The sequence below is a fragment of the Scandinavium hiltneri genome, from assembly GCF_024764835.1.
In the GTDB taxonomy this organism is placed as follows: Bacteria; Pseudomonadota; Gammaproteobacteria; order Enterobacterales; family Enterobacteriaceae; genus Scandinavium; species Scandinavium hiltneri.
In genome coordinates this window covers 186932-213151 of sequence record NZ_JALIGE010000071.1, presented here as the reverse complement: position 1 = coordinate 213151, position 26220 = coordinate 186932, and the positions used below count along the sequence as shown (strand labels likewise).

Sequence of the window (26220 nt, the reverse complement as noted above, 5' to 3'; positions counted from 1 at the left end):
CCGGATATCCGGCCTTAGAGAGGGTCTTATTTCTTCGTCTGGCTATCCAGATTCTCTACCTGTGGAAGCCCATTACCGGAAGAGGCGGACAGCAGGCCGCTCTTCGCGTAACCCAGCAGCTTCTCGCGGGTATCGGTAATATCCAGATTACGCATGGTCAACTGGCCAATACGATCATCAGGCGAGAACACGGAGTCACCTTTTTCCATCGTCAGACGTTCTGCTTTATAGGTGAGATTGTCAGAAACGGTATTCAGGATGGAATAGTCGTTACCACGACGCAGTTCCAGCGTGACTTCACCGGTAATGGCGCTGGCAACCCAACGCTGAAGTGCATCACGCAGCATCAGCGCCTGGGAATCGAACCAGCGGCCCTGGTACAGCAGACGACCTAACTGACGGCCATGAGCGTGATATTGTTCAATAGTATCTTCGTTGTGAATACCAGTCAGCAGACGCTCATAAGCAATGTGCAGCAGAGCCATGCCCGGCGCTTCATAGATCCCACGGCTCTTGGCTTCAATGATGCGGTTTTCAATCTGATCGCTCATGCCCAGACCGTGACGGCCACCAATGCGGTTGGCTTCCAGCATCATCTCCACGTCATCTTTGAAGGTTTTGCCGTTCAGCGCTACTGGGTGACCCTGCTCGAAGCGGATAGTGACTTCTTCTGCCGGGATCTTAACGTTCTCGTCCCAGAACTTAACGCCCATAATCGGGTTCACAATTTTGACGCTGGAGTTCAGGAATTCCAGGTCTTTGGCTTCGTGAGTCGCGCCCAGCATGTTGGAATCGGTAGAGTAGGCTTTTTCGACCGACATTTTGTAGTCGAAACCGCAGGCAATCATAAACTCGGACATTTCCAGACGGCCGCCGAGCTCGTCGATGAAATCGGTATCAAGCCACGGTTTGTAAATTTTCAGCTCGGCGTTGGTCAGCAGGCCGTAGCGATAGAAACGTTCAATATCGTTGCCTTTATAGGTGCTGCCGTCGCCCCAGATGTTGACGCCGTCTTCTTTCATTGCAGAGACCAGCATGGTGCCAGTCACCGCGCGTCCGAGAGGCGTGGTGTTGAAATAGGTCAGTCCGCCAGTGGTGTTATGGAATGCACCACACTGGATAGCGGCAATGCCTTCTGCCACGAGCTGCTTACGGCAATCGATAAGGCGTGCATTTTCAGCGCCGTATTCCATCGCGCGACGTGGGATAGCATCGTAGTCTTCTTCATCGGGCTGACCGAGGTTGGCGGTGTAAGCGTACGGGACCGCTCCTTTTTTTCGCATCCACAGCAGTGCGGCACTGGTGTCCAGACCACCGGAGAAAGCGATACCAATACGTTGACCAGATGGAAGATGCTTGAGAATCGTCGTCATAAAGTAAAACCCTGCTTGCCAGACTGTGAGAAGGTAAGTGTTTACGCTTTACTGCATGTTTATGCAAAATAAGTGAGTTTTCATTTAATCATCTTTTTTCTGGAACAGGAAGTGATTCATGCGTGTTAGCGGAAAAAATCCCTGCGAACGCCTATAACATTATGCATAACAGCAGGGTTTTTATGCTTCATCAAATGTCAATATGAATGAGTTGACATAACCGATGAAAATTCAATATACTACAGGCCGGTTTTACGTCCCGTCCTCGGTACCAAATCCCAGCAGTATTTGCATTTTTTGCTCCGAATGAGTAAAATATGCCACGTTTCAGGCGCGGGGTGGAGCAGCCTGGTAGCTCGTCGGGCTCATAACCCGAAGGTCGTCGGTTCAAATCCGGCCCCCGCAACCACTTTCCCTTTGAGTTTTTTTTCAAATATACTCTTCGTATTCGTCGCTGGATTTGAAAGAATTCTCACGGAAAGTACTCCAGACCGCATTTGCGGTTGTAGGGTTCAGTTATCTAAAGCCCCGATTTATCGGGGTTTTTTGTTATCTGACTAAAGAATAACTGGGCTTTATGCCCTTTTTTTACGTCTTGGGGGTGGGCTTGTCCACATTAGAACAGAAATTAACAGAGATGCTTAAAGCGCCGGTTGAGGCTCTGGGCTTCGAGCTGGTCGGCATCGAATTCATTCGCGGTCGCACATCTACGCTGCGCATCTATATTGATAGTGAAGATGGCATCAATGTTGATGATTGTGCTGATGTGAGCCACCAGGTCAGTGCCGTCATGGATGTCGAAGACCCCGTTACCGTCGCTTACAACCTGGAAGTCTCCTCACCAGGGCTCGACCGTCCTATGTTCATCGCTGAACATTACACGCGTTTCCTCGGTGAAGAGGTCACGCTCGTCCTGCGCATGGCGGTCCAGAATCGTCGTAAATGGCAGGGCATTATCAAAGCGGTAGACGGTGAGATGATCACTGTTACAGTCGAAGGCAAAGATGAAGTGTTCGCGCTGAGTAACATCCAGAAGGCGAACCTGGTTCCCCACTTTTAACAGTCTGGATTGAGGTGAAAGGCCCCGATGAACAAAGAAATTTTGGCTGTTGTTGAAGCCGTTTCCAATGAAAAATCGCTGCCGCGCGAGAAGATTTTCGAAGCGCTGGAAAGCGCCCTGGCAACGGCGACAAAGAAAAAATACGAACAAGAAATTGAGGTTCGCGTTAGCATCGATCGTAAGAGCGGTGACTTTGACACTTTCCGTCGTTGGGTGGTGGTCGAAGAAGTTACTCTGCCAACCCGCGAAATCACGCTGGAAGCTGCTCGCTACGAAGATGAAAGCATGAACGTGGGCGATTACGTTGAAGACCAGATTGAATCTGTGACCTTCGACCGTATCACCACTCAAACCGCGAAGCAGGTTATCGTGCAGAAAGTCCGCGAAGCGGAACGCGCGATGGTTGTTGATCAGTTCCGTGAACACGAAGGTGAAATCATCACCGGCGTGGTGAAGAAAGTGAACCGCGATAACATCTCTCTGGATCTGGGCAGCAATGCTGAAGCCGTGATCCTGCGTGAAGATATGCTGCCGCGTGAAAACTTCCGCCCAGGCGACCGTATTCGCGGTGTACTGTACTCCGTACGTCCAGAAGCGCGTGGTGCTCAGCTGTTCGTCACCCGTTCTAAGCCGGAAATGCTGATCGAACTGTTCCGCATTGAAGTGCCAGAAATTGGTGAAGAAGTTATCGAGATCAAAGCGGCAGCGCGCGATCCGGGTTCCCGTGCGAAAATCGCGGTGAAAACCAACGATAAGCGTATCGATCCAGTTGGTGCTTGCGTCGGTATGCGTGGCGCACGTGTTCAGGCAGTTTCGACTGAACTGGGCGGCGAGCGTATCGATATCGTGCTGTGGGACGATAACCCAGCGCAGTTCGTTATTAACGCGATGGCTCCGGCCGATGTGGCGTCTATCGTTGTTGACGAAGACAAACACACCATGGATATCGCGGTAGAAGCGGGCAACCTGGCGCAGGCAATTGGTCGTAACGGCCAGAACGTGCGTCTGGCGTCTCAGCTGAGCGGTTGGGATCTCAACGTAATGACAGTTGACGATCTGAATGCAAAGCATCAGGCGGAAGCGCACGCGGCTATCGATACCTTCACCAAATATCTCGAGATTGATGAAGATTTCGCGACCGTGCTGGTAGAAGAAGGTTTCTCCAGCCTGGAAGAACTGGCCTATGTGCCAATGAAAGAACTGCTGGAAATTGACGGCCTAGATGAACAGACCGTTGAGGCACTTCGTGAACGTGCGAAAAACGCACTGACTACGCTGGCGCTGGCTCAGGAAGAAAGCCTCGGTGATAATAAACCGGCTGACGATCTGCTGAACCTTGAAGGTCTCGATCGTACAATGGCATTTAAGCTGGCTGCCCGCGGTGTTTGTACGCTGGAAGATCTCGCCGATCAGGGCATTGACGACCTGGCTGATATTGAAGATTTAACCGACGAGAAAGCCGGTGAGCTCATCATGGCCGCACGTAATATTTGCTGGTTCGGCGACGAAGCGTAATAAACTGTAGCAGGAAGGAACAGCATGACAACAGATGTAACCGTAAAAACGCTGGCCGCAGAGATTCAGACTTCCGTGGACCGCCTGGTACAGCAATTCGCTGATGCAGGCATCCCGAAGCAAGCTGATGACTCTGTGACCGCACAAGAAAAACAGACCTTGTTGGCACACCTGAACCGTGAACACGGTTCAGCACCTGACAAGCTGACGCTGCAACGTAAAACTCGCACTACCCTGAGCGTTCCGGGTACTGGTGGTAAGAGCAAATCGGTGCAGATTGAAGTCCGCAAAACGCGTACCTTTGTAAAACGTGACCCGCAGGAAGCCGACCGTCTGGCTGAAGAAGAAGCGAAGCGTGAAGCGGAAGAACAAGCCCGCCGTGAGGCTGAAGAAGCAGCCAAGCGTGAGGCACAGGCAAAAGCTGAACGTGAGGCCGCAGAACAAGCTAAACGTGAATCCGCTGATAAAGCGAAACGTGAAGTTGCGGAAAAAGACAAAGTGAGCAATCAACAGACCGACGATATGACAAAAACCGCCCAGGCTGAAAAAGCCCGCCGTGAAGCAGAAGCTGCAGAGCTGAAGCGTAAATCGGAAGAAGAAGCGCGCCGTAAGCTTGAAGAAGAAGCGCGTCGCGTTGCGGATGAAGCCCGCCGCATGGCCGCTGAAAACGAGAAAAACGGTGTTAATACAGCGGCTGAGCCGACTGAAGACAACAGCGATTATCACGTGACCACTTCTCAGCATGCGCGCCAGGCTGAAGATGAAAACGATCGTGAAAGCGAAGGCGGCCGTAGCCGTACCCGTACTGCTAAAGCGCCTCGTCCTAAGAAAGCCAACAAACACGCTGAATCCAAAGCCGATCGCGAAGAAGCTCGTGCTTCTGTTCGTGGTGGTAAAGGCGGCAAGCGTAAAGGTTCCGCGCTGCAGCAGGGCTTCCAGAAGCCAGCTCAGGCCGTTAACCGTGACGTTATCATCGGTGAAACCATCACCGTTGGCGATCTGGCAAACAAAATGGCCGTTAAAGGCTCTCAGGTCATCAAAGCAATGATGAAGCTGGGCGCAATGGCGACCATCAACCAGGTCATCGACCAGGAAACCGCACAGCTGGTTGCCGAAGAGATGGGCCACAAAGTTATCCTGCGTCGTGAAAACGAGCTGGAAGAAGCAGTAATGAGCGACCGTGACACTGGTGCAGCGGCTGAACCGCGTGCACCTGTTGTGACCATCATGGGTCACGTTGACCACGGTAAAACGTCTCTGCTCGATTACATTCGTTCTACTAAAGTCGCTTCCGGCGAAGCGGGTGGTATTACCCAGCATATCGGTGCTTACCACGTAGAAACTGACAACGGCATGATCACCTTCCTGGATACCCCGGGCCACGCCGCGTTTACCTCCATGCGTGCTCGTGGTGCGCAGGCGACGGATATCGTGGTTCTGGTGGTTGCCGCAGACGATGGCGTGATGCCGCAAACTATCGAAGCAATCCAGCACGCGAAAGCGGCGCAGGTGCCGGTAGTGGTAGCGGTGAACAAAATCGATAAGCTGGAAGCCGATCCGGATCGCGTTAAGCAGGAACTGTCCCAGTACGGCATCATGCCGGAAGAGTGGGGCGGCGAGAGCCAGTTCATACACGTTTCTGCGAAAGCAGGTACCGGTATCGACGATCTGCTCAACGCTATCCTGCTGCAGGCTGAAGTTCTCGAACTGAAAGCGGTTCGTAACGGTATGGCAAGCGGTGCAGTCATCGAATCCTTCCTGGATAAAGGTCGTGGTCCGGTTGCTACCGTTCTGGTTCGTGAAGGTACTCTGAACAAAGGTGACATTGTTCTGTGTGGCTTCGAATACGGTCGTGTTCGTGCGATGCGTAACGAACTGGGTCAGGAGGTCGTGGAAGCAGGTCCGTCCATTCCGGTTGAGATCCTCGGCCTGTCTGGTGTACCGGCTGCCGGTGACGAAGTAACGGTTGTTCGTGACGAGAAGAAAGCGCGTGAAGTTGCGCTGTATCGTCAGGGTAAATTCCGTGAAGTTAAACTGGCTCGTCAGCAGAAATCCAAGCTGGAAAACATGTTTGCCAACATGACCGAAGGCGAAGTTCACGAAGTGAACGTCGTTCTGAAGGCGGACGTACAGGGTTCTGTAGAGGCAATCTCTGATTCTCTGCTGAAACTCTCTACCGACGAAGTGAAGGTGAGAATCATCGGTTCTGGCGTAGGTGGTATCACCGAAACCGACGCAACCCTGGCTGCTGCATCCAACGCAATTCTGGTTGGCTTCAACGTACGTGCTGACGCTTCTGCGCGCCGTGTTATTGAATCCGAAAGCCTGGATCTGCGTTACTACTCCGTCATCTATCATCTGATCGACGAAGTGAAAGCGGCAATGAGCGGTAAGCTGTCTCCAGAACTGAAACAGCAGATCCTCGGTCTGGCTGAAGTTCGCGACGTGTTCAAATCGCCGAAATTTGGTGCCATCGCAGGTTGTATGGTTACCGAAGGTGTGGTCAAACGTCACAACCCAATCCGCGTCCTGCGTGACAACGTGGTTATCTATGAAGGCGAGCTGGAATCCCTGCGCCGCTTCAAAGATGATGCCAACGAAGTCCGTAACGGCATGGAATGTGGTATCGGCGTTAAGAACTACAACGACGTACGCGTCGGCGATATGATCGAAGTGTTCGAGATCATCGAGATTCAGCGCAGCATCGACTAATCGTTGAAATGCCCGGTGGTACTACGTTTACCGGGCCTACGGCCTGGGTTTGTAGGCCTGATAAGCGTTAGCGCCATCAGGCTTCGAAGCGCCACCCGGCAATAATTCTAAAAAGGGGCTTTGGCCCCTTTTTTGTCTTTTATCTGGAGAATTTATTATGGCGAAAGAATTTGGTCGCCCGCAGCGCGTATCCCAGGAGATGCAGAAGGAAATTGCTATCATCCTGCAGCGCGAAATTAAAGATCCACGTCTGGGCCTGATGACCACCGTATCCGGTGTTGAAGTCTCCCGTGACTTGGCTTATGCCAAAGTATTCGTAACCTTCCTGAACGACAAAGATGAAGCCGCTGTGAAAGCGGGCATCCGTGCGTTACAGGACGCGTCTGGTTTCATCCGTACGCTGCTGGGTAAAGCCATGCGTCTGCGTATCGTGCCGGAACTGACCTTCTTCTACGACAACTCGCTGGTCGAAGGTATGCGTATGTCCAACCTCGTGACCAACGTGGTAAAGCATGACGAAGAACGTCGTGTGAACCCGGATGACACCAAGGAGGACTGATGAGTCGTCCTCGTCGTCGTGGTCGCGACATTCATGGCGTACTGCTGCTGGATAAACCGGAAGGTGCGTCCAGTAATGACGTTCTGCAAAAGGTGAAGCGCCTTTATAATGCAAACCGCGCAGGGCACACAGGCGCTCTGGATCCGCTGGCGACCGGTATGCTGCCGGTATGTCTTGGCGAAGCCACCAAGTTTTCTCAGTATTTGCTCGATTCCGACAAACGCTACCGCGTGATCGCGAAACTGGGGCAGCGTACTGATACGTCAGATGCCGATGGCCTGGTTGTGGAAGAGCGTCCGATGACGTTCAGTGCCACCGAACTTGCCAGCGCACTGGAAAGTTTCCGGGGAGACACAATGCAGGTGCCGTCGATGTACTCTGCATTAAAATACCAAGGCAAAAAGCTGTACGAATACGCTCGGCAGGGTATTGAAGTCCCGCGTGAAGCACGCCCGATAACAGTGTATGAACTGCTGTTTATTCGCCACGAAGGGGATGAACTGGAGCTGGAAATCCACTGTTCGAAAGGCACTTATATCCGCACCATCATTGATGACCTGGGCGAAAAGCTCGGCTGTGGGGCGCATGTTACGATGCTGCGTCGTCTGGCCGTCAGCCGCTACCCGGTCGACAGAATGGTGACGCTGGAGCATTTGCAGGCGCTGGTTACGCAGGCTGAAGAGCAGGATATTCCTGCGGCGCAGCTGCTGGATCCACTGTTGATGCCAATGGACAGCCCGGCTGAAGATTTCCCGGTTGTGAATTTGCCCCTGACGTCCTCTGTGTACTTCAAAAATGGCAATCCGGTTCGTACTGCTGACGTGCAGGTCCACGGGCTGGTGCGCGTGACGGAAGGCGAATACGGCAAATTCATCGGTATGGGCGAGATTGATGACGAAGGCCGTGTCGCGCCGCGTCGTCTGGTCGTCGAGTACCCGCAATAATCGCCTGTCTTGCGATAACATGTCGCTACGGGTAGAATATTGCCGCTTAACGTCTGAACTAAGGTTCGCCTGCGTGAAGACGTTAATCCTGGGGTCGCTGAATTAGAGATCGGCACCCTTTTTACTTTTTAAATCTGGAGTTTAAAATGTCTCTAAGCGTTGAAGCTAAAGCAAAAATCGTTTCCGAGTTTGGTCGTGGTTCTAACGACAGCGGCTGCACCGAAGTTCAGGTTGCTCTGCTGACTGCACAGATCAACCACCTGCAGGGTCACTTCTCTGAGCACAAAAAAGATCACCACAGCCGTCGTGGTCTGCTGCGTATGGTTTCTCAGCGTCGTAAACTGCTCGACTACCTGAAACGTAAAGATGTAGCACGCTACACCGCGCTGATTGAGCGTCTGGGTCTGCGTCGCTAGTTCTGGCGAGTTTCAGAAAGAGGGGCCTTTATGGCCCCTTTTTTCAACCAGATGGCAGCAATTAACATGAAACTCATGTATTGTTTGTATTGCTGAAACAAATGATCTTCATTGCAGCGTTTCGCGCGGCTAATGAGAGACTTAACCGATGGTTAGGATTGTCATTAGTCGCGAGGATGCAAGAGGATCGGGTCTTTGAACGGCACATCCAATGGTGTCCCGTTACTCATCTAGAAAGGATAAAATTTTGCTGAATCCGATCGTTCGTAAATTCCAGTATGGCCAGCACACGGTCACACTGGAAACCGGCATGATGGCGCGTCAGGCGACTGCTGCCGTTATGGTTAGCATGGATGACACCGCGGTATTCGTTACCGTTGTGGGTCAGAAAAAAACTAAACCAGGACAGGACTTCTTCCCGTTGACTGTTAACTATCAGGAGCGTACTTACGCTGCTGGTAAAATTCCTGGTGGCTTCTTCCGTCGTGAAGGCCGTCCAAGCGAAGGCGAAACCCTGATTGCGCGTCTGATTGACCGCCCGGTTCGCCCGCTGTTCCCAGAAGGCTTCATTAACGAAGTTCAGGTTATCGCGACCGTTGTGTCCGTAAACCCGCAGGTTAACCCAGATATCGTGGCAATGATTGGCGCTTCCGCTGCACTGTCCCTGTCCGGCCTTCCGTTCAACGGCCCAATCGGTTCTGCGCGCGTGGGTTACATCAACGACCAGTACGTACTGAACCCAACCCAGGAAGAGCTGAAAACCAGCAAACTGGACTTGGTTGTTGCGGGTACCGAAGCCGCTGTACTGATGGTTGAATCTGAAGCTGAACTGCTGAGCGAAGACCAGATGCTGGGCGCCGTGGTGTTCGGCCACGAACAGCAGCAGGTAGTTATCCAGAATATCAACGACCTGGTGAAAGAAGCCGGTAAACCACGTTGGGATTGGCAGCCAGAAGCCATCGACGAAGCGCTGCATGCGCGCGTTGCCGGCCTGGCACAGTCTCGTCTGAGCGATGCATACCGCATCACCGACAAGCAGGAACGTTACACTCAGATTGATGCTATCAAATCTGACGTGATCGCTTCCCTGGTTGCAGAAGACGAAACGCTGGACGCTAACGAACTGGGCGACATCCTGCACGGTATCGAGAAAACTGCAGTACGTAGCCGCGTATTGGCTGGCGAACCGCGTATCGATGGTCGTGAAAAAGACATGATTCGTGGTCTGGACGTGCGCACTGGTGTTCTGCCACGTACTCACGGTTCCGCTCTGTTCACCCGTGGTGAAACTCAGGCGCTGGTTACTGCAACTCTGGGTACCGCACGTGACGCACAGAACATCGACGAACTGATGGGCGATCGCACTGACAGCTTCCTGTTCCACTACAACTTCCCTCCGTACTCCGTGGGCGAAACCGGTATGATTGGCTCACCGAAGCGACGTGAAATTGGTCACGGCCGTCTGGCGAAGCGTGGCGTGTTGGCAGTTATGCCCACCACTGACGAATTCCCGTACACCGTTCGTGTGGTTTCTGAAATCACCGAATCTAATGGTTCTTCTTCCATGGCTTCCGTGTGCGGTGCTTCCCTGGCACTGATGGACGCAGGCGTACCGATTAAATCTGCAGTAGCAGGTATCGCGATGGGTCTGGTGAAAGAAGGCGAGAACTTCGTGGTTCTGTCCGACATCCTCGGCGATGAAGATCACCTGGGCGATATGGACTTCAAAGTTGCGGGTTCCCGTGAAGGTATCTCTGCTCTGCAGATGGATATCAAAATTGAAGGTATCACCAAAGAAATCATGCAGGTTGCTCTGAACCAGGCTAAAGGTGCGCGTCTGCACATCCTGGGTGTGATGGAACAGGCAATCAACGCACCGCGTGGCGACATCTCCGAATTCGCACCGCGTATTCACACCATCAAGATCAGCCCGGACAAGATCAAAGACGTTATCGGTAAAGGCGGCTCTGTTATCCGTGCGCTGACTGAAGAAACCGGCACCACCATCGAAATCGAAGATGACGGTACTGTGAAAATCGCAGCGACCGACGGTGACAAAGCGCAGTACGCTATTCGCCGTATCGAAGAAATCACCGCTGAAATCGAAGTGGGCCGCATCTACAACGGTAAAGTTACCCGTATCGTAGACTTCGGTGCCTTCGTGGCTATCGGTGGCGGTAAAGAAGGCCTGGTACACATTTCTCAGATCGCTGACAAGCGTGTAGAGAAAGTGACTGACTATCTGCAGATGGGTCAGGAAGTACCGGTTAAGGTTCTGGAAGTTGATCGCCAGGGCCGTGTCCGTCTGAGCATTAAAGAAGCGACCGAGCAGACTCAGCCTGCGGCCGCGCCGGAAGCTCCGGCAGCGGAACAGGGCGAGTAAGGTTGCCTATTAGCCCTCCGCCTTTGCGGAGGGCGCATTCCGGGCAGGACGCTTGTTAGCAGCCGGGGAACAGGACGTTCATCCAATTGTTGTCTTCGGGAGTGGGAAATGAAGCCTTTTTTGCGCTGGTGTTTCGTTGCGACAGCACTCACGCTGGCAGGATGCAGCAACTCCTCTGCCTGGCGTAAGAGTGAAGTCCTGGCGGTGCCATTGCAACCGACATTGCAGCAAGAAGTGATTCTGGCACGTATGGAACAAATTCTTGCCAGTCGGGCTTTATCCGATGATGAACGCGCACAGCTTTTATATGAGCGCGGAGTGTTGTATGATAGTCTCGGTTTGAGGGCATTAGCGCGTAACGATTTCTCGCAAGCGCTGGCAATCAGACCCGATATGCCTGAAGTATTCAATTACTTAGGCATTTATTTAACGCAGGCAGGCAATTTTGATGCTGCCTATGAAGCGTTTGATTCTGTACTTGAGCTTGATCCAACTTACAATTACGCATATCTGAACCGCGGCATCGCACTTTATTACGGTGGTCGCGCTAAGTTAGCGCAAGATGATCTGCTGGCGTTTTATCAAGACGATCCCAATGATCCTTTCCGTAGTCTGTGGTTATACATCGTTGAGCGGAAGCTCGATGAGAAGCAGGCTGTTGTAGCACTCAAGCAGCGCTATGAAAAATCGGATAAAGAGCAATGGGGATGGAACATTGTCGAGTTCTATCTCGGTGACATTAGCGAAGCAACGCTGATGGATCGCCTGAAGACGGACGCAACGGATAACACCTCGCTCGCTGAACATCTCAGTGAAACAAACTTCTATTTAGGTAAGTACTACCTAAGTCTGGGGGACAAGGACAGCGCCACGGCACTGTTCAAACTGGCGGTTGCTAACAACGTTCATAACTTTGTTGAGCACCGATACGCATTGTTGGAATTAGCGCTCTTGGGCCAGGAGCAAGATGACCTGGCAGAATCGGACCAGCAATAGCTGACGAACATACAAATCAGACCATATTCTTTTTTGATTGCCATCATCTTCACGGGTGAGGGCTTTATTGTTCGTTAATTACCCAAATTTGAGCCGGTTCACACTTTTCAATGAAAATTGCAGGTCAATTTCACGATGAGTTATGTAGACTGGCCGCCATCTACGAGGCACGTGTACTACATGACTGATATCATCGAGACTACTACTATCGAAACTACTTTTACCGATCTGGGTCTTAACGACTCTATCCTTAAAGCCCTGAACGATCTGGGTTACGAAAAACCATCTCCAATCCAGGCAGAGTGTATTCCACATCTGCTGGCTGGCCGTGATGTACTGGGTATGGCCCAGACGGGTAGCGGCAAAACTGCAGCGTTCTCTTTACCGCTGCTGCACAACCTTGATCCAGAGCTGAAAGCACCACAAATCCTGGTGCTGGCACCGACCCGCGAACTGGCGGTTCAGGTTGCTGAAGCCATGACGGATTTCTCTAAACATATGCACGGCGTAAACGTTGTGGCCCTTTACGGTGGCCAGCGTTATGACGTACAGCTGCGCGCCCTGCGTCAGGGACCACAAATTGTTGTCGGTACCCCAGGTCGTCTGCTCGATCACTTAAAACGTGGCACGCTGAACCTGTCCAGCCTGAAAGGTCTGGTCCTGGATGAAGCTGATGAAATGCTGCGTATGGGCTTCATCGAAGACGTTGAAACCATTATGGCTCAGATCCCAGAAGGTCATCAGACCGCTCTGTTCTCTGCAACCATGCCAGAAGCGATTCGTCGTATTACCCGTCGCTTCATGAAAGAACCGCAGGAAGTTCGCATTCAGTCTAGCGTAACGACCCGTCCTGACATCAGCCAGAGCTACTGGACTGTCTGGGGCATGCGTAAGAATGAAGCGCTGGTGCGTTTCCTGGAATCAGAAGATTTTGATGCGGCGATTATCTTCGTACGTACCAAAAATGCGACCCTGGAAGTGGCTGAAGCGCTGGAACAGAGTGGCTATAACAGTGCCGCGCTGAACGGTGACATGAACCAGTCCCTGCGTGAGCAGACTCTGGATCGTCTGAAAGATGGTCGTCTGGACATCCTGATTGCGACCGACGTTGCGGCCCGTGGCCTGGACGTTGAGCGTATCAGCCTGGTTGTTAACTACGACATCCCAATGGACTCCGAGTCTTACGTTCACCGTATCGGCCGTACCGGTCGTGCAGGTCGTGCAGGTCGTGCGCTGCTGTTCGTTGAGAACCGCGAGCGTCGTCTGCTGCGTAACATTGAACGCACCATGAAGCTGACTATTCCAGAAGTTGAACTGCCGACCCGTGAACTGCTGAGCGAGCGTCGTCTGGCTAAGTTCTCTGCTAAAATTCAGCAGCAGCTGGAAAGCAGCGATCTGGATATCTACCGCGGTCTGCTGGCAAAAATTCAGCCTTCTGCTGAAGAAGAGCTGGATATGGAAACGCTGGCCGCAGCACTGCTGAAAATGGCTCAGGGCGAACGTCCTCTGATCCTGCCACCAGATGCACCGATGCGTCCTAAGCGTGAGTTCCGCGATCGTGACGAGCGTTTCGACCGTAATGATCGTGCTCCGCGCGGCGATCGTAACGACCGTGGCCCACGTGGCGACCGTCCAGAGCGTAGCGGTGAAGACCGTCCACGTCGCGAACGTCGTGACGTTGGTGATATGCAGCTGTACCGCATTGAAGTGGGTCGTGATGATGGCGTTGAAGTTCGTCACATTGTTGGCGCTATCGCTAATGAAGGCGATATCAGCAGCCGTTACATCGGTAACATCAAGCTGTTCGGTACCCACTCTACTATCGAGCTGCCGAAAGGTATGCCGGGCGAAGTGCTTCAGCACTTTACTCGCACCCGCATCCTGAACAAGCCGATGAACATGCAGTTGGTCGGTGATGCAGTGCCGCACACCGGTGGCGGTGAGCGTCGCGGTGGTCCAGCGGGTGGTCGTGGCGGTTTCGGTGAGCGTCGTGAAGGCGGTCGCAGCGAAGGCGGTCGTGGTGGTGAAGGTCGTCGCTTCAGCGGTGAACGTCGTGAAGGTGGTGCAGGCCGTTTCAGCGGTGAGCGTCGCGAAGGTGGCCGTGCGCCACGTCGTGATGATGCGCCAGTGCGTCGTCGTCCTACCGAAGCGTAATTGCCAGATAAAAAACTGCGTTTACTGACGTAAAGTAAACGATACAGCCCCGGTATTGATTATCGGGGCTTTTTTTATTTCAATTGTACTCGTGTACTGGTACAGTGCTGCGCATAAAACCTATTTAGATTATTATCTTCTGGAGAGCAGGCGCTATGGCGACATTGACCACCACAGCAACCCGGCCGTCATTGATTGGCGGGGTGGTGATTATCGGCGGAACGATTATTGGTGCAGGGATGTTCTCGCTGCCGGTGGTCATGTCCGGAGCGTGGTTCTTCTGGTCGCTGGCGGCATTGGTGTTCACCTGGTTCTGCATGCTGCATTCCGGGCTGATGATCCTTGAGGCAAACCTCAACTATCGCATTGGCTCGAGCTTCGACACCATCACCAAAGACTTGCTCGGCAAGCGCTGGAATATCATCAACGGGCTGTCGATTGCGTTCGTGCTCTACATTCTGACCTACGCCTACATCTCGGCGAGTGGCTCGATTCTGCACCACACGTTCAGTGAAATGTCTCTGAATGTGCCGCCGCGTCTGGCCGGATTGGGCTTCGCGCTTCTGGTCGCGTTTGTGGTATGGCTCAGTACCAAAGCCGTCAGCCGAATGACGGCGATTGTTCTCGGCGCGAAAGTGATCACCTTTTTCCTGACCTTTGGCAGCCTGCTAGGCCACGTAGAAGCCCCAACGCTGTTTAACGTGGCGGAACAGCACGCAACTTATCTGCCATATCTGTTGATGACGCTGCCGTTCTGTCTGGCGTCATTCGGTTATCACGGCAATGTGCCAAGCCTGATGAAGTATTACGGTAAAGATCCTAAGACCATCGTGAAGTGCCTGGTGTACGGCACGCTGCTGGCGCTGGGCCTGTATGCGGTGTGGCTGTTGGGAACGATGGGGAATATCCCGCGCCCCGAATTTATCGGCATTGCGCAGAAGGGCGGTAATATTGATGTGCTGGTGCAGGCGCTGAGTGGCGTGCTGAACAGCCGCAGTCTGGATCTGCTCTTGGTTGTGTTCTCAAACTTCGCCGTCGCGAGTTCATTCCTCGGCGTGACGCTGGGCCTGTTCGACTACCTGGCGGATCTGTTCAAGTTTGACGATGCGCCTTTCGGACGTTTTAAGACTGCGCTGCTGACCTTCGTTCCGCCGGTGATTGGTGGCCTGCTGTGGCCAAACGGTTTTCTGTATGCGATTGGATATGCCGGACTGGCTGCGACCATCTGGGCGGCGATTGTGCCCGCGCTGCTGGCACGTAAATCACGCAAGCGTTTTGGCAGCCCGCAGTTCCGCGTATGGGGTGGTAAGCCGATGATTGCGCTGATCCTGCTGTTCGGGGTCGGGAATGTGGTGGTGCATTTCCTGTCGAGCTTCAATCTGTTGCCGGTGTACCAATAATCGTTAGTGCCCGGCGGCGCAATGCTTGCCGGGCCTGTGTGACCATAAACCTGTAGGCCTGGCAAACGCAGTGCCGCCGGGCAACAAACTAAAATTATCCCAATAACTCCTCTTTTACCTGCATCGCCAAATCGAACGAATGCAAGCGTGCCTGGTGATCGAAAATCTGTCCGTTGACCATGATTTCGTCAGCCTGCGTTTCACGCAGCACCGATTCAAGCCCATGACGAACTTTCGTTTTATCCCCCACCAAAGACATGCCGAGCGCCTGATCGACGCCGTACTTCTCTCCCGGGGTCCAGAAGTGGTCCATGTTCTGAATCGGCGGCGGCAGTTGCCCGGTTTCGCCCCTACGCAGTTTCACAAACGCCTGCTGCATGGTCGTGAACAGGAATTCCGCATCCCGGTTGCTGTCGGCTGCAATGATATTGATGCAGACCATCGCGTACGGTTTTTCCAGACGCGCTGACGGTTTGAACTGAGTGCGATAGAGCTGCAATGCCTGGAATAGCATATCGGGCGCAAAGTGTGAGGCGAAGGCGAACGGCAGCCCCAGCTGTGCAGCAAGCTGGGCGCTGTACAGACTTGAGCCCAACAGCCACACCGGAATTTTTTCACCGTAGCCCGGGACCGGACGCACTTGCGGATTGGGGTCACGCGCATCAAACCAGTCAACCAGTTCGGCGACATCGCGCGGGAAGTTATCAATATCACCGCCCATATGACGGCGCAGGGCGCGCATCGTCGGTTGATCGCTGCCTGGCGCACGCCCCAGCCCCAAATCGATACGGCCTGGATAAAGCGTGTTCAGGGTGCCGAACTGCTCGGCAATCACCAATGGAGAGTGGTTGGGCAACATCACCCCGCCAGACCCGAGATGAAGCGTCGAGGTGTTAGCGGCCAGATAGCCAATCAGCACCGAGGTCGCGGCGCTGGCTATCCCGCTCATGTTGTGGTGTTCGGCCAGCCAGTAGCGGTGATAACCGCGCTTTTCCGCGAGTCGGGCGAGGTCGAGCGAATGGGAAAAGGCTTCTTTCGCTGAAGAACCCTGAGGGATCGGCGCCAGATCCAGCACCGAGAATGCACAATTTTTGTCAGTCATAACGGCTCACTTTGCTACAGCATTGTCATCAGATTGAAGGTCTTCTTCCAGCCTCGCGCAGGAGAATTGTGTCGGCCAGAAAAGCTGCATCTTTAATACTGCATTACAAACCGATAACCGTCGTTAACAAAGTGAGCTTTTTTATGCCTGAAGTTCGAGTCCAGCCAGACGTTTCCAGTAGCCGTTACAGTCACTGTGCGCTTCGAGCACGAGCGGAGCGGCACCGTTTTCATTGGCACGGAAGGCATCAATCATCGCGAAGGTATTGGTGCCCATCGGCGACAAGCGAACCATATCCACCAGGGCGTCCATCGATTTCAGCTCATTGCCGAGGTTGTAAACGTAGCCGCTCATGGTCTGAATGCCGTTCAGCACAAACACCTGCTGGTTTTCCTGTGACAGCATATCGCGCCCGTTAGGGTATTTGATGCAGCAGGTCTCGCACTCGTCCTTCGGTTTGTCTTCCGAGCGCGCGGTAAAGCAGCGGGCGGAATACGCCAGCGGCAGGTGGCCGTAGCTCAGAACTTCCACTTCAAACTTATCGCGAATGCCCAGTTCTTCGCACTGTTTGAGCATGTTCACCAGCCAGTCACGGGAAAGCTCGACTGGCATACACCAGCGCATCATGCCCTGTTTTTGCAATAGACGCAGGGTCACGGCGTTATAGCAATTCAGGGCGTGTCCAGCGACGAATGGCAGATTACGATCGGCGCACAGGTTCACCACGCCAAGGTCGCTGGCCTCAATCAGGAAATCCCCGTTATCAACGTAGCGTTTCAGCTCATTGAGTTCGGAAGAGGCCTGAACCAGTGCCAGCGTCGACAGCACGACCTGTTTGCCGCCGCTCGCCAGGTTTTTCGCCATATCCAGCCAGTCGCCCACTTTGGTGGCGCGACGTTTGCTGCACACTGCTTCACCGAGATAGATGGTATCAGCACTGCTGTGGGCCGCCTGCTGGTAAAAGTCTTCCAGCGTCTCTTTTGACCAATAATAGAGCACTGGCCCTAATGAATATTTCATCACGTTCCTTACTGCCATTTACGGTGATACGCACCAAGCGTGGTCTGGGTGCCTTCGGACATCGCGCCGAGCGTGTCCATCCAGGTGGATTGCGGCACAAAGTTTTGCGGGTCGGCCATGCAGCGGTCGATGGCCTGACGCCACACTTTCGCCACCTGGCTGACATACGCCGGGCTGCGCTGGCGGCCTTCGATTTTCACCGACGCAATGTTTGCCGCGAGCAGCTCCGGCAGCAGTTCCAGGGTATTGAGGCTGGTTGGCTCTTCGAGCACGTGAAAACGCTGCCCGTCGACCATGTACCGACCTTTGCACAGCGTTGGATAACCGGCATTTTCACCATCCTGATAACGGTCAATCAGCACATCGTTGAGGCGAGACTCCAGCCCCTGCGGCGTTTGCTGCCATCGCACATACTTGGCCGGAGAACACGCGCCCACCGTATTTGGCGACTCCCCCGTTAACCAGGAGGAGAGAAAACAACGGCCTTCAGCCATAATACACAGGCTGCCAAAGGCAAATACTTCCAGTGGAACTGGCGTGGTGCGCGCCAGTTGCTTAACCTGATGAATAGAAAGCACGCGTGGGAGCACCACTCGGGCGACGTCAAAGTTACGATGATAGAAGCGGATCGCCTCTTCATTGGTCGCAGAAGCCTGCACGGAAACGTGACGCTCAATGTGCGGATAGCGCTCGGCGGCGTACTCCAGCATCGCGATATCCGCGAGGATCAGCGCATCGGCACCGAGCTGAGCAGCCATATCGACCGCGCGCTGCCAGCGAACATAACCGTCTGGATGCGCAAAAGTATTGATGGCGATATGTAGCTTCCGGCGGTGCTGATGTACAAAGCTGACCGCTTCCTGCAGTTTTTTTTCGGTAAAGTTAAGGCCGGCAAAATAACGGGCGTTGGTGTCATCTTTCAGTCCGATGTATACCGCGTCGGCACCGTTTTCGATGGCCGCCTTAAGCGCCGGGAGGTTTCCGGCAGGGCAGAGCAGCTCCATAATATTTCCTGAGGCAGCGACCCGCAGGGCCGCGATTGTTAACGAACTGGGATTTTAGTTAACCCATCGTCGACTATTTTTGATTTGAGGCAGTTAAAAGCGGATTGATGGTGCCAATAATGCGGCATAGCCTCTTACAGAATTGTTGATTTACGCCGCTATGTTGTTTCGCGGTTGTGGCAGAATAACCGGACTATTGCATTGAGGGAGTAAAGCTCGTGTTGGATAAACTGCGTTCACGCCTGGTACAGATGGGCCCGACTCTGATGAGCGTCCCGGTGAAAGTCACCCCGTTCGCCTTAAAACGTCAGGTACTGGAACAGGTGCTAAGCTGGCAGTTCCGCCAGGCGTTAGCGGAAGGCGAACTGGATTTTCTGGAAGGCCGTTGGTTAAGCATTGATGTGCGCGATATTGGCCTGCGCTGGTTCACCTCCGTAGAAAATGACCGCCTGATTGTCAGCGATTGTGCAGATGCCGATGTGAGTTTCAGCGCAGACGCCAGCGATTTGCTGATGATTGCGGCACGCAAGCAGGATCCGGATACGCTCTTTTTCCAGCGCCGATTAGTGATTGAGGGTGACACGGAATTAGGGCTGTACGTCAAAAACCTGATGGACGCCATTGAGCTTGAGCAGATGCCAAAGGCGCTGCGTATCATGCTGCTGCAACTGGCGGACTTTGTTGAGGCGGGGCAGCAGAACCCGCCACAAACCAGACACACATCGGTAGGTGAGCCATGCTGATTCGAGTGGAAATTGGGATAGACGCACCGGGCATTGATGCCCTGCTGCGCCGTTCGTTTGAGAGCGACGGTGAAGCTGAATTGGTGCAATCCCTGCGGGAAGACGGGCTGATTACATTGGGTCTGGTCGCTACGGATGACGAAGGACAGGTAGTCGGCTACGTTGCCTTCAGTCCGGTAAGCATCGAAGGCGAAGAGTTGCAGTGGGTCGGACTGGCGCCGCTGGCCGTTGATAAAGCGTATCAGGGGCAGGGCATTGGCCGCCAACTGGTCTACGAAGGGCTCGATTCACTGAACGAGTTCGGCTATGCCGCCGTTGTCACGCTTGGCGATCCTGCGCTATACGGTAAACTGGGCTTTCAACCAGCGGCCCGTTATGATTTACGCTGCCGTTGGCCTGGCACTGAAGCTGCGTTCCAACTGCGCCCGCTGGCGGATGACGCGCTGAATGGCGTGCACGGCCAGGTAGAATACTGCGATCACTTTAATCGTCTCTGAGGTGCTCTAGCAGCGCGTCAAACGAGGCATCCCCGGCGACGAGGCGCTCTTTGTGGCGCTTCGTCAGCTGTTTAATCTGATATTCCACGCGCAATGCAAGTGAGTGGTCACCAACCTCTCTGGAGAAGGCCAGCACCAGTTCTCCCTTTCCCCGTAATGCTTTCGCACCCTTACCGCTCTGATGCTGCGCCAGACGGCGTTCCACGTCGGTTGTAATGCCCGTATAGAGACGGTTATCAGGGCTTCGAATCAAATAGACAAACCAGCACACGTTCCGGCTCCTGTGTTAAGGTGAGCGCACCATAGCACGCGGGAGAGCAAAAATGGAGTCACTGGCCGCTATCAGTCGATGGCTGGAAAAACAGCATGTTGTCAGCTGGAGCGTAGCGGAGGACGGCGAGTTGTGGGCTGCTTGTGCATTTTATCTCTACGACCGTGAAAAGGTCGCGTTCTATCTTCTCAGCGAAGAAACCACCCGACACGCGCAAATGAGCGGCCATTGCGCACCCGTTGCAGGTACCGTCAATGGCCAGCCGAAAACGGTGGCGTTAATTCGTGGCGTGCAGTTTCGGGGTGAAATCCGACTGCTTTGCGGAGAGGAAAGCGAAACTGCCCGTCAGCGCTACAACCGCCGTTTTCCCATCGCCAAAATGATGCCCGCCCCGGTGTGGGAAATTCGTCTTGATGAACTCAAGTTCACCGACAATACTCTGGGTTTCGGTAAAAAACTCCACTGGTTACGGCAGGAATAACAATGGCAAGCGTACTGATCACCGGAGCGACTGGTTTGGTTGGTGGGCACTTACTGCGGATGATGGCACTGGAACCGCGCATCACGCAGATTACCGCCGCCACCCGACGCCCGTTGCAAGAGGTGCCCGACGGCGTGATTAACCCTCACGCTCCGCAACTTACGGATGCGCTGGCGACGGTCACTTCCCCGGTAGATATTGTGTTTTGCTGCCTCGGTACCACCAGGCGTGAAGCGGGTAGCAAAGAGGCGTTCGTGCATGCCGATTACACGCTGGTGGTCGATACCGCGCTCACCGGCCAGCGGCTGGGTGCGCGCCACATGCTGGTGGTCAGCGCCATCGGCGCTAACGCCAGGTCGCCGTTTTTCTACAATCGCGTGAAGGGCGAAATGGAAGAGGCGTTGATCGCGCAGAACTGGCCGCATCTCACCATTGCACGTCCGTCGATGCTGCTGGGCGACAGGGAAAATCGACGCCTGAATGAATCGCTGATGGCGCCGCTGTTTACGTTTCTGCCCGGAAACTGGAAATCCATCGACGCACGCGACGTCGCAAAGGCCATGCTGATAGATGCGCTCTCGCCCGCAAAACAGGGGCTGAACATCATCACCTCAGCAAAATTACGTGAAATGGCGACGGGCCAAGCGTAACATCCTGCGTCACATCGTTTTTCCTTCCTGGAGCATGGTATGGCTGGTCAGTCTTCCTCACAGGCATCTTCCCCACTGGCGTGGTGGAAGCCTGCACTCTTTTTCCTCGTTGTTATCGTCGGTCTCTGGTACGTGAAATGGCAGCCGTATTACGGCAAAGCATTCACCGCAGCGGATACACGCAACATTGGTAAATCGATTCTGGCGCAGGCGGCAGACAGCCCGTGGCAGGCCGCGCTGGATTACGCGACGGTCTACTTTCTTGCAGTCTGGAAAGCCGCGGTGCTGGGTGTACTGCTCGGCTCGCTGATTCAGGTGCTGATCCCACGTGACTGGCTGTTGCGTACCCTCGGACAACCGCGTTTTCGCGGCACGCTACTCGGTACGCTCTTTTCTCTGCCCGGCATGATGTGCACCTGCTGTGCGGCTCCAGTGGCGGCGGGAATGCGTCGTCAGCAGGTATCCATGGGGGGGGCGCTGGCTTTCTGGCTGGGAAACCCATTGCTGAACCCGGCGACGCTGGTATTCATGGGCTTTGTGCTCGGCTGGCAGTTCACGTTGATTCGGCTGGTGGCTGGTTTAGCGACGGTGCTGGTGGTCGCCACGCTGGTACAAAAATGGGTGAAAGAGCCGACCAGCGCCGAGCCTGTACCGGTTGATATGCCAACGGAGGTCAATTCCGCCCCGTTCTTCTCCCGCTGGGTTAAAGCCCTGTGGACGCTGTTCTGGAACACCATCCCGGTGTACATCATTGCGGTGCTTATTCTCGGTGCGGCCCGAGTCTGGCTGTTCCCTCATACGGATGGCATCGTCGGCAACACGCTGTTTTGGGTGATTGCGATGGCGGTGGCCGGCTGTTTGTTTGTCATTCCGACAGCGGCGGAAATCCCGATTGTTCAGACCATGATGCTCGCCGGAATGGGCGTAGCGCCAGGGCTGGCGTTGCTGATTACGCTACCTGCACTCAGTCTTCCGTCACTGGTCATGCTGCGTAAAGCATTCCCGGCGAAAGCCTTGTGGCTGTCGGGTGGATTGGTAGTGCTGAGTGGGGTGATAACCGGCGGGATAGCGTTGATATAAAAGAGCCCGGCAGGTTGCCGGGCCTGGTCTTTACTGGATGAAGGTAAAGGCGGTAGTGACGTGTTTCACTCCGCTGACGCGGCTGGCGATATCCGCCGCGGCTTTGCCTTCACGGTCGGTCAAGGTCCCCATCAGGAACACTTCACCGTTTTCGGTTGTGACTTTCACTGCAGAGGATTTCACCTGGTCGCTGCCCAACATCTGCGAACGGACTTTGGTGGTAATCCAGGTATCTGAAGACGCTGTGCCCAGCCCAATCGGCTGGCCCTGACGGATTTCGTTAAACACTTCCGTCGTGCCGTCGACACCCATCGCTATCTGCTTGGCCTGCGATGCCAAATCAGTAGACGGTGCCTGGCCGGTCAGCAGGACTTTACCTTGCCAGGCCATAACGTTCACGCGCGCTTCTTTCTTCAGTTGTTCATCTTTGTTCAGGGCGCTATTCACGCGCAGTTCCAGCGTGCTGTCATCGACCTGCGTGCCTACTGTGCGTGGGTCCGTGGCGGCCTTAGTGCCGACCGCAGCCGTACCGACCACTGCCGCAGCAACACATCCCTGAAGCAGCAGCGCGGAAATAAGGACCGCGAGGGGCGAAAATGCCTTCATGAGTACTCCTTAATCGTCCTGGTGTGGGAAAAGGGTGTTATCAATCAGATCGCATAAACAGTTAACTGTCAGCATGTGCATCTCCTGAATGCGCGCGCCGCGGTGCGAGGGGATGCGGATTTCCACATCCTGCGGGCCCAGCAGGCCAGCCAGCTCTCCCCCGTCATAGCCCGTCAATGCCACGATAGTCATATCGCGCGTCACGGCAGCTTCTACCGCTTTGACGATATCGCGGCTGTTTCCCCGCGTGGATATCGCCAGCAGCACGTCGCCTGCATGACCCAGCGCACGTACCTGTTTTGCATACACTTCATCGTGAAGACGATCGTTTGCAATCGCTGTTAAGACCACATTATCGGTATTAAGTGCAATGGCAGGTAAACCAGGGCGTTCTGTTTCAAAACGGTTAATCATGCAGGCAGCAAAATGCTGTGCGTTGGCGGCTGACGTGCCGTTGCCACAACAGAGGATTTTGTTGCCATTAAGTAAGGACTGCACCAGCGTCATGGCGGCCCGGGAAATAGCGTCCGGAAGCGCTTCTGCTGCTGCAATTTGGGTCTGAATGCTTTCCGTAAAGCAGGCTTTAATTCTGTCGAGCACGATGTCCCTTAAATTCTTGAGTGACGCTATTCGCCAAAGGCGTTTGTTAACCATTCGATCTGACTACCGGTGAAGGCTATCACATCGAACCGACAATCCGTAGTCTCAAAACTCCCGTTGTGGCGGGCAAGCCACAAGCGCGCCGTCTGTAATAATTTTGTTTGTTTGCTGCGTGTCACACTGGCGGTTGCGCCGCCATACTGCGCGCTGCTGCGATAACGAACTTCAACAAACACCGTTACCGCACCGTCTTTCATTATCAGGTCGATTTCGCCGCCGCGCGAACGCACATTGGCGGCGATAAAGCGCAGTCCTTTGCGTTCCAGCCAGTGACGCGCTTCCTGTTCCCACGCGTCACCGGTCTGCTTCCGGCTTAGTTTGCCGGCACCATCTGTCCTTGCTGGTATTTGAGCCATGACAACTTCCTGTTGATCACACAATCTTGAGTGGCGGTCAGATCGCCCGTGTTACCGTTCAGCTCGAAGCCTGGCACCTGACGCATCTGTGAGTAGTGATTCGCCAGCGCCCAGGCATCAGCGCCCATTGCGTACAGACGAGCCAGTGAGTAATCGTTATGTACCGCACCAAGCGCCTGCTGCATCAACGCCGGGTTGCTACCCGCCAGCATTGGGATTTCGCTGAACTGTAAGCCGTCCATTTCCAGACGGAAGTCCGGGCCTGCGGTACCCTGCGCGCTGCGCGAGCTGGCGTATAACGTTGCGCCGCTCTGGCTGCCGTTACGCATGGCGATCATCGGTTTGATGTAGGCGATTTCGTCCGGCGTGGCGACAATATACGCCGCATCCACTTTACCGCCGCTGGAGATCTGCGCATCGCTCGGTGGCGCCGGGATCGTCAGGCCGCCGATTGTCACCGCTTGCTGCTGCGGCAGGCTGGCACTGATTGGGCTGCCGGTCAGGGCGATACCGCCGCCGCCGTTCACGTTGCCGCGCAGTTCATTCACCGAACCAAATTTCTGCTCCAGCACCACGCCGCCGCCGATTTTTTGCCATTCCTGCGCAAAGGCGTTAGCCACGCGATCGCCAAAGGCGCTGCGCGGGATCAACACCAACGGCGCCTGTTTGCCCTGATCGTGAATATGATGTGCCGCATCGCGGGCCTCATCTTCAGGGGAGAGGGCGAAGTAGCAAATATTCGCGCGGTTCTGCACGCTTTCAGGCTCATTGAGCGCCAGCACGTTCAGGCTGGTGTTGCTCTTAGCCAGCGATTCCACTTCATTTTTCAGCAGAGGGCCAACAACCAGCGTCGCGCCATCCTGCTGAGCCTGATTAAGCAGCTGATCCAGCGGGGCGGTGGTGGTGTCGTAAACCTTAATGTCCGCTGACGGATTCGCCGGAACAGAGGCTACAGCGGGTTGTACAGCAGGCTGCGCAACGGGCTGAGGTGCAGCCGCCGCATCTGTACTGACAGGTGCCGTTTCTGCTGGCGCTGTTGCCGCTGGAGCAGGTGCGCTGACAGGCTGCTGAGTGGCAGGAGCCTGGACGTCAGATTGAGCCGGAGTCGCAGCAGGCGTTGCGGCCTGTCCGGTGCCCGGAGCCTGAACCGGCCTTGCCTGCGAACCGATCGCTGGCTGAGTCTGCGTATCTGCCGCCGGTTGGCTGGTGGTTAAATCACTCACTTCAGCCTGTGAAGGGCTCACCACGGCGTTACTGTCCTGAATGGATGCCGCCTGCGCCGTTTGTTCCGGCACCGCACTGCCGCTGACTGCGCCAGCGCTGCCATTCTTCGCCGCTTCAAAGCCCTGCTGAATAGTACGACCATACACCGCTGCCTGACCATTTAACGGTAAGAACAGGGCGATTTTCGCGGTAGAAGCGGGTTTAAAGTTCTGCACGTTGACCAGCTGCGTCGGCAGCATTTTCGCGCCAGGGTTTTGCGGGTAACGGGTTTTCCAGTCCTGGATCCCGGCTTTCATCATGTCCGGATCGTTTCGGTTATCAAACCATACCCGCTGGAGATCCAGCCAACCTTGCAACACGTTTTCGTCGGCGTTAATCACCAGCGCCGCGGCCTGCTCTTTGGTCATGGACGAGAGCGCCTGCCAGGTGGCATCAATATTTTTCTGCTTATCCTGTACGGAAGCCAGCTGCGGCTCTTGAGCAATCAGGGCGCGCAGCAGCGTCAGCGATGGTTGGCCTTGCTGGGCGACAATCACATCCTGCCAGTAACGGGCCTGCTGATTGCTATCAAGGGTTGCCACGTCAATCTTAGCGAGCAGTGCTTGCGCACCGGCAAAGTCTTTCTGCGAGAGCTTGATTTCAGGCGCCAACAGCGACTGCTCCTGACGCTGAGAGGCGTTCAGATCCTGCGGCAGCTGACCATATAGCTCCAGCGCCTGCTGGTTCTTGCCTTCTTTCAGCAGTGCACGAATGGCGAGTAATTGCCAGGTGGTCTTGCTATCATCTGAACTTTGCTGCATCTGCTGCAGGTAGTAACCGGAATCGGCCTGCGCGCTCCCTTCGAGGTGAGCGGTGCTCTGATCGGCGCTATGCTGGGTGCCACAGCCGGCGAAAAGTAACGCAGCCAGCACAACAGGCAGACAGCGCGCGGCTTTAGAACGAAGAAATGTTGACGGTACCATACGTATCCAGTGATATTTTTTTAGCTCAATGCTCAATATTAAATCGGCAATA

The 26220-nt window shown here is 54.5% G+C and carries 25 protein-coding genes and 1 tRNA gene; 17 read left to right on the top strand and 9 right to left on the bottom strand.

The features are described from left to right. Window positions 1–26: 26 nt before the first annotated feature. Window positions 27–1373, bottom strand: a complete 1347-nt coding sequence (argG, locus tag MUU47_RS08365; protein WP_258987721.1) for an argininosuccinate synthase — start codon at window positions 1371–1373, stop codon at window positions 27–29. Between the two features lie 332 nt (window positions 1374–1705). Here argG and MUU47_RS08360 point away from each other — a divergent pair. The 12 genes from MUU47_RS08360 to mtr all read left to right on the top strand — a co-directional run bounded on the left by MUU47_RS08360 (window position 1706) and on the right by mtr (window position 15512). Beyond that, window positions 1706–1782: transfer RNA gene (locus tag MUU47_RS08360), tRNA-Met, on the top strand. Window positions 1783–1980: 198 nt separating this feature from the next. Continuing rightward, the gene (rimP, locus tag MUU47_RS08355; protein ID WP_159760211.1) at window positions 1981–2433 is read left to right on the top strand and encodes a ribosome maturation factor RimP; all 453 of its coding nucleotides are present in this window, start codon (window positions 1981–1983) and stop codon (window positions 2431–2433) included. 27 nt (window positions 2434–2460) lie between these two features. Continuing rightward, on the top strand, window positions 2461–3948 hold the full coding sequence (nusA, locus tag MUU47_RS08350; RefSeq protein ID WP_258987720.1) for a transcription termination factor NusA: 1488 nt from the start codon (window positions 2461–2463) through the stop codon (window positions 3946–3948). 24 nt (window positions 3949–3972) lie between these two features. Continuing rightward, window positions 3973–6660, top strand: coding sequence for a translation initiation factor IF-2 (gene infB, locus MUU47_RS08345; protein WP_258987719.1), 2688 nt, complete (start codon window positions 3973–3975; stop codon window positions 6658–6660). 157 nt (window positions 6661–6817) lie between these two features. Then, complete coding sequence (gene rbfA / locus MUU47_RS08340; protein ID WP_110510552.1) at window positions 6818–7219, top strand: 30S ribosome-binding factor RbfA; 402 nt, start codon at window positions 6818–6820, stop codon at window positions 7217–7219. Next, a complete protein-coding gene (gene truB / locus MUU47_RS08335) occupies window positions 7219–8163 on the top strand; it encodes a tRNA pseudouridine(55) synthase TruB (protein WP_258987718.1) in 945 nt (314 codons plus the stop codon). The genes rbfA and truB overlap by 1 nt, the downstream gene beginning before the upstream one ends. Window positions 8164–8309: 146 nt before the next feature. Then, complete coding sequence (gene rpsO, locus MUU47_RS08330; RefSeq protein ID WP_097164217.1) at window positions 8310–8579, top strand: 30S ribosomal protein S15; 270 nt, start codon at window positions 8310–8312, stop codon at window positions 8577–8579. Between the two features lie 247 nt (window positions 8580–8826). Beyond that, window positions 8827–10962: a polyribonucleotide nucleotidyltransferase gene (gene pnp, locus MUU47_RS08325; RefSeq protein WP_258987716.1), complete on the top strand. Its 2136-nt coding sequence runs from the start codon at window positions 8827–8829 to the stop codon at window positions 10960–10962. A gap of 108 nt (window positions 10963–11070) precedes the next feature. Next, entirely contained in the window at window positions 11071–11958 is an 888-nt protein-coding gene (nlpI, locus tag MUU47_RS08320) for a lipoprotein NlpI (protein ID WP_125352435.1), read from the top strand. Between the two features lie 110 nt (window positions 11959–12068). Then, window positions 12069–12146, top strand: coding sequence for a protein YrbN (gene yrbN / locus MUU47_RS08315; protein WP_110510645.1), 78 nt, complete (start codon window positions 12069–12071; stop codon window positions 12144–12146). After that, entirely contained in the window at window positions 12139–14112 is a 1974-nt protein-coding gene (locus MUU47_RS08310; RefSeq protein ID WP_258987715.1) for a DEAD/DEAH family ATP-dependent RNA helicase, read from the top strand. The genes yrbN and MUU47_RS08310 overlap by 8 nt, the downstream gene beginning before the upstream one ends. A gap of 155 nt (window positions 14113–14267) precedes the next feature. After that, window positions 14268–15512 carry a tryptophan permease gene (gene mtr, locus MUU47_RS08305; protein ID WP_258987714.1) on the top strand — a complete coding sequence of 415 codons (1245 nt, stop codon included), beginning with the start codon at window positions 14268–14270 and terminating at the stop codon, window positions 15510–15512. 94 nt (window positions 15513–15606) lie between these two features. Here the strand turns inward: mtr and MUU47_RS08300 are convergent, their stop codons facing one another. From MUU47_RS08300 to ubiU, 3 genes are all read right to left on the bottom strand, one after another. Further along, on the bottom strand, window positions 15607–16614 hold the full coding sequence (locus tag MUU47_RS08300; RefSeq protein WP_110510546.1) for a luciferase-like monooxygenase: 1008 nt from the start codon (window positions 16612–16614) through the stop codon (window positions 15607–15609). 141 nt (window positions 16615–16755) lie between these two features. Continuing rightward, window positions 16756–17634: a U32 family peptidase gene (locus tag MUU47_RS08295; RefSeq protein WP_445326632.1), complete on the bottom strand. Its 879-nt coding sequence runs from the start codon at window positions 17632–17634 to the stop codon at window positions 16756–16758. Window positions 17635–17642: 8 nt separating this feature from the next. Then, entirely contained in the window at window positions 17643–18638 is a 996-nt protein-coding gene (ubiU, locus tag MUU47_RS08290) for a ubiquinone anaerobic biosynthesis protein UbiU (RefSeq protein ID WP_258987712.1), read from the bottom strand. A 218-nt stretch (window positions 18639–18856) separates the two neighbouring features. On the opposite strand from ubiU, the gene ubiT reads away from it, so the two are divergent. Together ubiT and MUU47_RS08280 are read left to right on the top strand one after the other, a co-directional pair. After that, window positions 18857–19381 (top strand): ubiquinone anaerobic biosynthesis accessory factor UbiT, encoded by a 525-nt coding sequence (gene ubiT / locus MUU47_RS08285; protein WP_258987711.1) that lies wholly within the window; start codon window positions 18857–18859, stop codon window positions 19379–19381. Continuing rightward, window positions 19375–19878, top strand: a complete 504-nt coding sequence (locus MUU47_RS08280) for a GNAT family N-acetyltransferase (protein ID WP_258987710.1) — start codon at window positions 19375–19377, stop codon at window positions 19876–19878. Before ubiT ends, MUU47_RS08280 begins: the two co-directional genes overlap by 7 nt. On the opposite strand, the gene MUU47_RS08275 is transcribed toward MUU47_RS08280, so the two are convergent. After that, on the bottom strand, window positions 19865–20149 hold the full coding sequence (locus MUU47_RS08275; protein WP_258987709.1) for a GIY-YIG nuclease family protein: 285 nt from the start codon (window positions 20147–20149) through the stop codon (window positions 19865–19867). The two genes, MUU47_RS08280 and MUU47_RS08275, sit on opposite strands and share 14 nt — an antisense overlap. 52 nt (window positions 20150–20201) lie before the next feature. Between MUU47_RS08275 and MUU47_RS08270 the strand changes: the two genes are divergently transcribed. Genes MUU47_RS08270 through MUU47_RS08260 form a run of 3 tightly spaced genes read left to right on the top strand, consistent with a single transcriptional unit; the run spans window position 20202 to window position 22360 of the window. Beyond that, complete coding sequence (locus tag MUU47_RS08270) at window positions 20202–20630, top strand: YhbP family protein (RefSeq protein ID WP_258987708.1); 429 nt, start codon at window positions 20202–20204, stop codon at window positions 20628–20630. 2 nt (window positions 20631–20632) lie between these two features. Next, window positions 20633–21280, top strand: a complete 648-nt coding sequence (locus tag MUU47_RS08265) for an NAD(P)H-binding protein (protein WP_258987707.1) — start codon at window positions 20633–20635, stop codon at window positions 21278–21280. 39 nt (window positions 21281–21319) lie between these two features. Beyond that, a complete protein-coding gene (locus MUU47_RS08260; protein WP_258987706.1) occupies window positions 21320–22360 on the top strand; it encodes a permease in 1041 nt (346 codons plus the stop codon). A 30-nt stretch (window positions 22361–22390) separates the two neighbouring features. Here MUU47_RS08260 and dolP read toward each other — a convergent pair whose 3' ends face one another. The 4 genes from dolP to MUU47_RS08240 are packed head-to-tail and all read right to left on the bottom strand — an operon-like array spanning window position 22391 to window position 26168. Continuing rightward, on the bottom strand, window positions 22391–22966 hold the full coding sequence (gene dolP / locus MUU47_RS08255; RefSeq protein WP_159760174.1) for a division/outer membrane stress-associated lipid-binding lipoprotein: 576 nt from the start codon (window positions 22964–22966) through the stop codon (window positions 22391–22393). Between the two features lie 9 nt (window positions 22967–22975). Continuing rightward, the gene (diaA, locus tag MUU47_RS08250) at window positions 22976–23566 is read right to left on the bottom strand and encodes a DnaA initiator-associating protein DiaA (RefSeq protein ID WP_110510535.1); all 591 of its coding nucleotides are present in this window, start codon (window positions 23564–23566) and stop codon (window positions 22976–22978) included. A gap of 26 nt (window positions 23567–23592) precedes the next feature. Then, window positions 23593–23982, bottom strand: a complete 390-nt coding sequence (locus tag MUU47_RS08245; RefSeq protein WP_258987705.1) for a YraN family protein — start codon at window positions 23980–23982, stop codon at window positions 23593–23595. Further along, window positions 23940–26168, bottom strand: a complete 2229-nt coding sequence (locus MUU47_RS08240; RefSeq protein WP_258987704.1) for a penicillin-binding protein activator — start codon at window positions 26166–26168, stop codon at window positions 23940–23942. The genes MUU47_RS08245 and MUU47_RS08240 overlap by 43 nt, the downstream gene beginning before the upstream one ends. Between the last annotated feature and the right edge of the window lie 52 nt (window positions 26169–26220).

Coding starts and splice junctions, on each gene's coding strand:
- argG (WP_258987721.1), bottom strand. CDS start 1,373: ATGACGACGATTCTCAAGCATCTTCCATCTGGTCAACGTATTGGTATC.
- nusA (WP_258987720.1), top strand. CDS start 2,461: ATGAACAAAGAAATTTTGGCTGTTGTTGAAGCCGTTTCCAATGAAAAA.
- infB (WP_258987719.1), top strand. CDS start 3,973: ATGACAACAGATGTAACCGTAAAAACGCTGGCCGCAGAGATTCAGACT.
- rbfA (WP_110510552.1), top strand. CDS start 6,818: ATGGCGAAAGAATTTGGTCGCCCGCAGCGCGTATCCCAGGAGATGCAG.
- truB (WP_258987718.1), top strand. CDS start 7,219: ATGAGTCGTCCTCGTCGTCGTGGTCGCGACATTCATGGCGTACTGCTG.
- rpsO (WP_097164217.1), top strand. CDS start 8,310: ATGTCTCTAAGCGTTGAAGCTAAAGCAAAAATCGTTTCCGAGTTTGGT.
- nlpI (WP_125352435.1), top strand. CDS start 11,071: ATGAAGCCTTTTTTGCGCTGGTGTTTCGTTGCGACAGCACTCACGCTG.
- yrbN (WP_110510645.1), top strand. CDS start 12,069: ATGAAAATTGCAGGTCAATTTCACGATGAGTTATGTAGACTGGCCGCC.
- MUU47_RS08310 (WP_258987715.1), top strand. CDS start 12,139: ATGACTGATATCATCGAGACTACTACTATCGAAACTACTTTTACCGAT.
- mtr (WP_258987714.1), top strand. CDS start 14,268: ATGGCGACATTGACCACCACAGCAACCCGGCCGTCATTGATTGGCGGG.
- MUU47_RS08300 (WP_110510546.1), bottom strand. CDS start 16,614: ATGACTGACAAAAATTGTGCATTCTCGGTGCTGGATCTGGCGCCGATC.
- MUU47_RS08295 (WP_445326632.1), bottom strand. CDS start 17,634: ATGAAATATTCATTAGGGCCAGTGCTCTATTATTGGTCAAAAGAGACG.
- ubiU (WP_258987712.1), bottom strand. CDS start 18,638: ATGGAGCTGCTCTGCCCTGCCGGAAACCTCCCGGCGCTTAAGGCGGCC.
- MUU47_RS08280 (WP_258987710.1), top strand. CDS start 19,375: ATGCTGATTCGAGTGGAAATTGGGATAGACGCACCGGGCATTGATGCC.
- MUU47_RS08270 (WP_258987708.1), top strand. CDS start 20,202: ATGGAGTCACTGGCCGCTATCAGTCGATGGCTGGAAAAACAGCATGTT.
- MUU47_RS08265 (WP_258987707.1), top strand. CDS start 20,633: ATGGCAAGCGTACTGATCACCGGAGCGACTGGTTTGGTTGGTGGGCAC.
- MUU47_RS08260 (WP_258987706.1), top strand. CDS start 21,320: ATGGCTGGTCAGTCTTCCTCACAGGCATCTTCCCCACTGGCGTGGTGG.
- dolP (WP_159760174.1), bottom strand. CDS start 22,966: ATGAAGGCATTTTCGCCCCTCGCGGTCCTTATTTCCGCGCTGCTGCTT.
- MUU47_RS08245 (WP_258987705.1), bottom strand. CDS start 23,982: ATGGCTCAAATACCAGCAAGGACAGATGGTGCCGGCAAACTAAGCCGG.
- MUU47_RS08240 (WP_258987704.1), bottom strand. CDS start 26,168: ATGGTACCGTCAACATTTCTTCGTTCTAAAGCCGCGCGCTGTCTGCCT.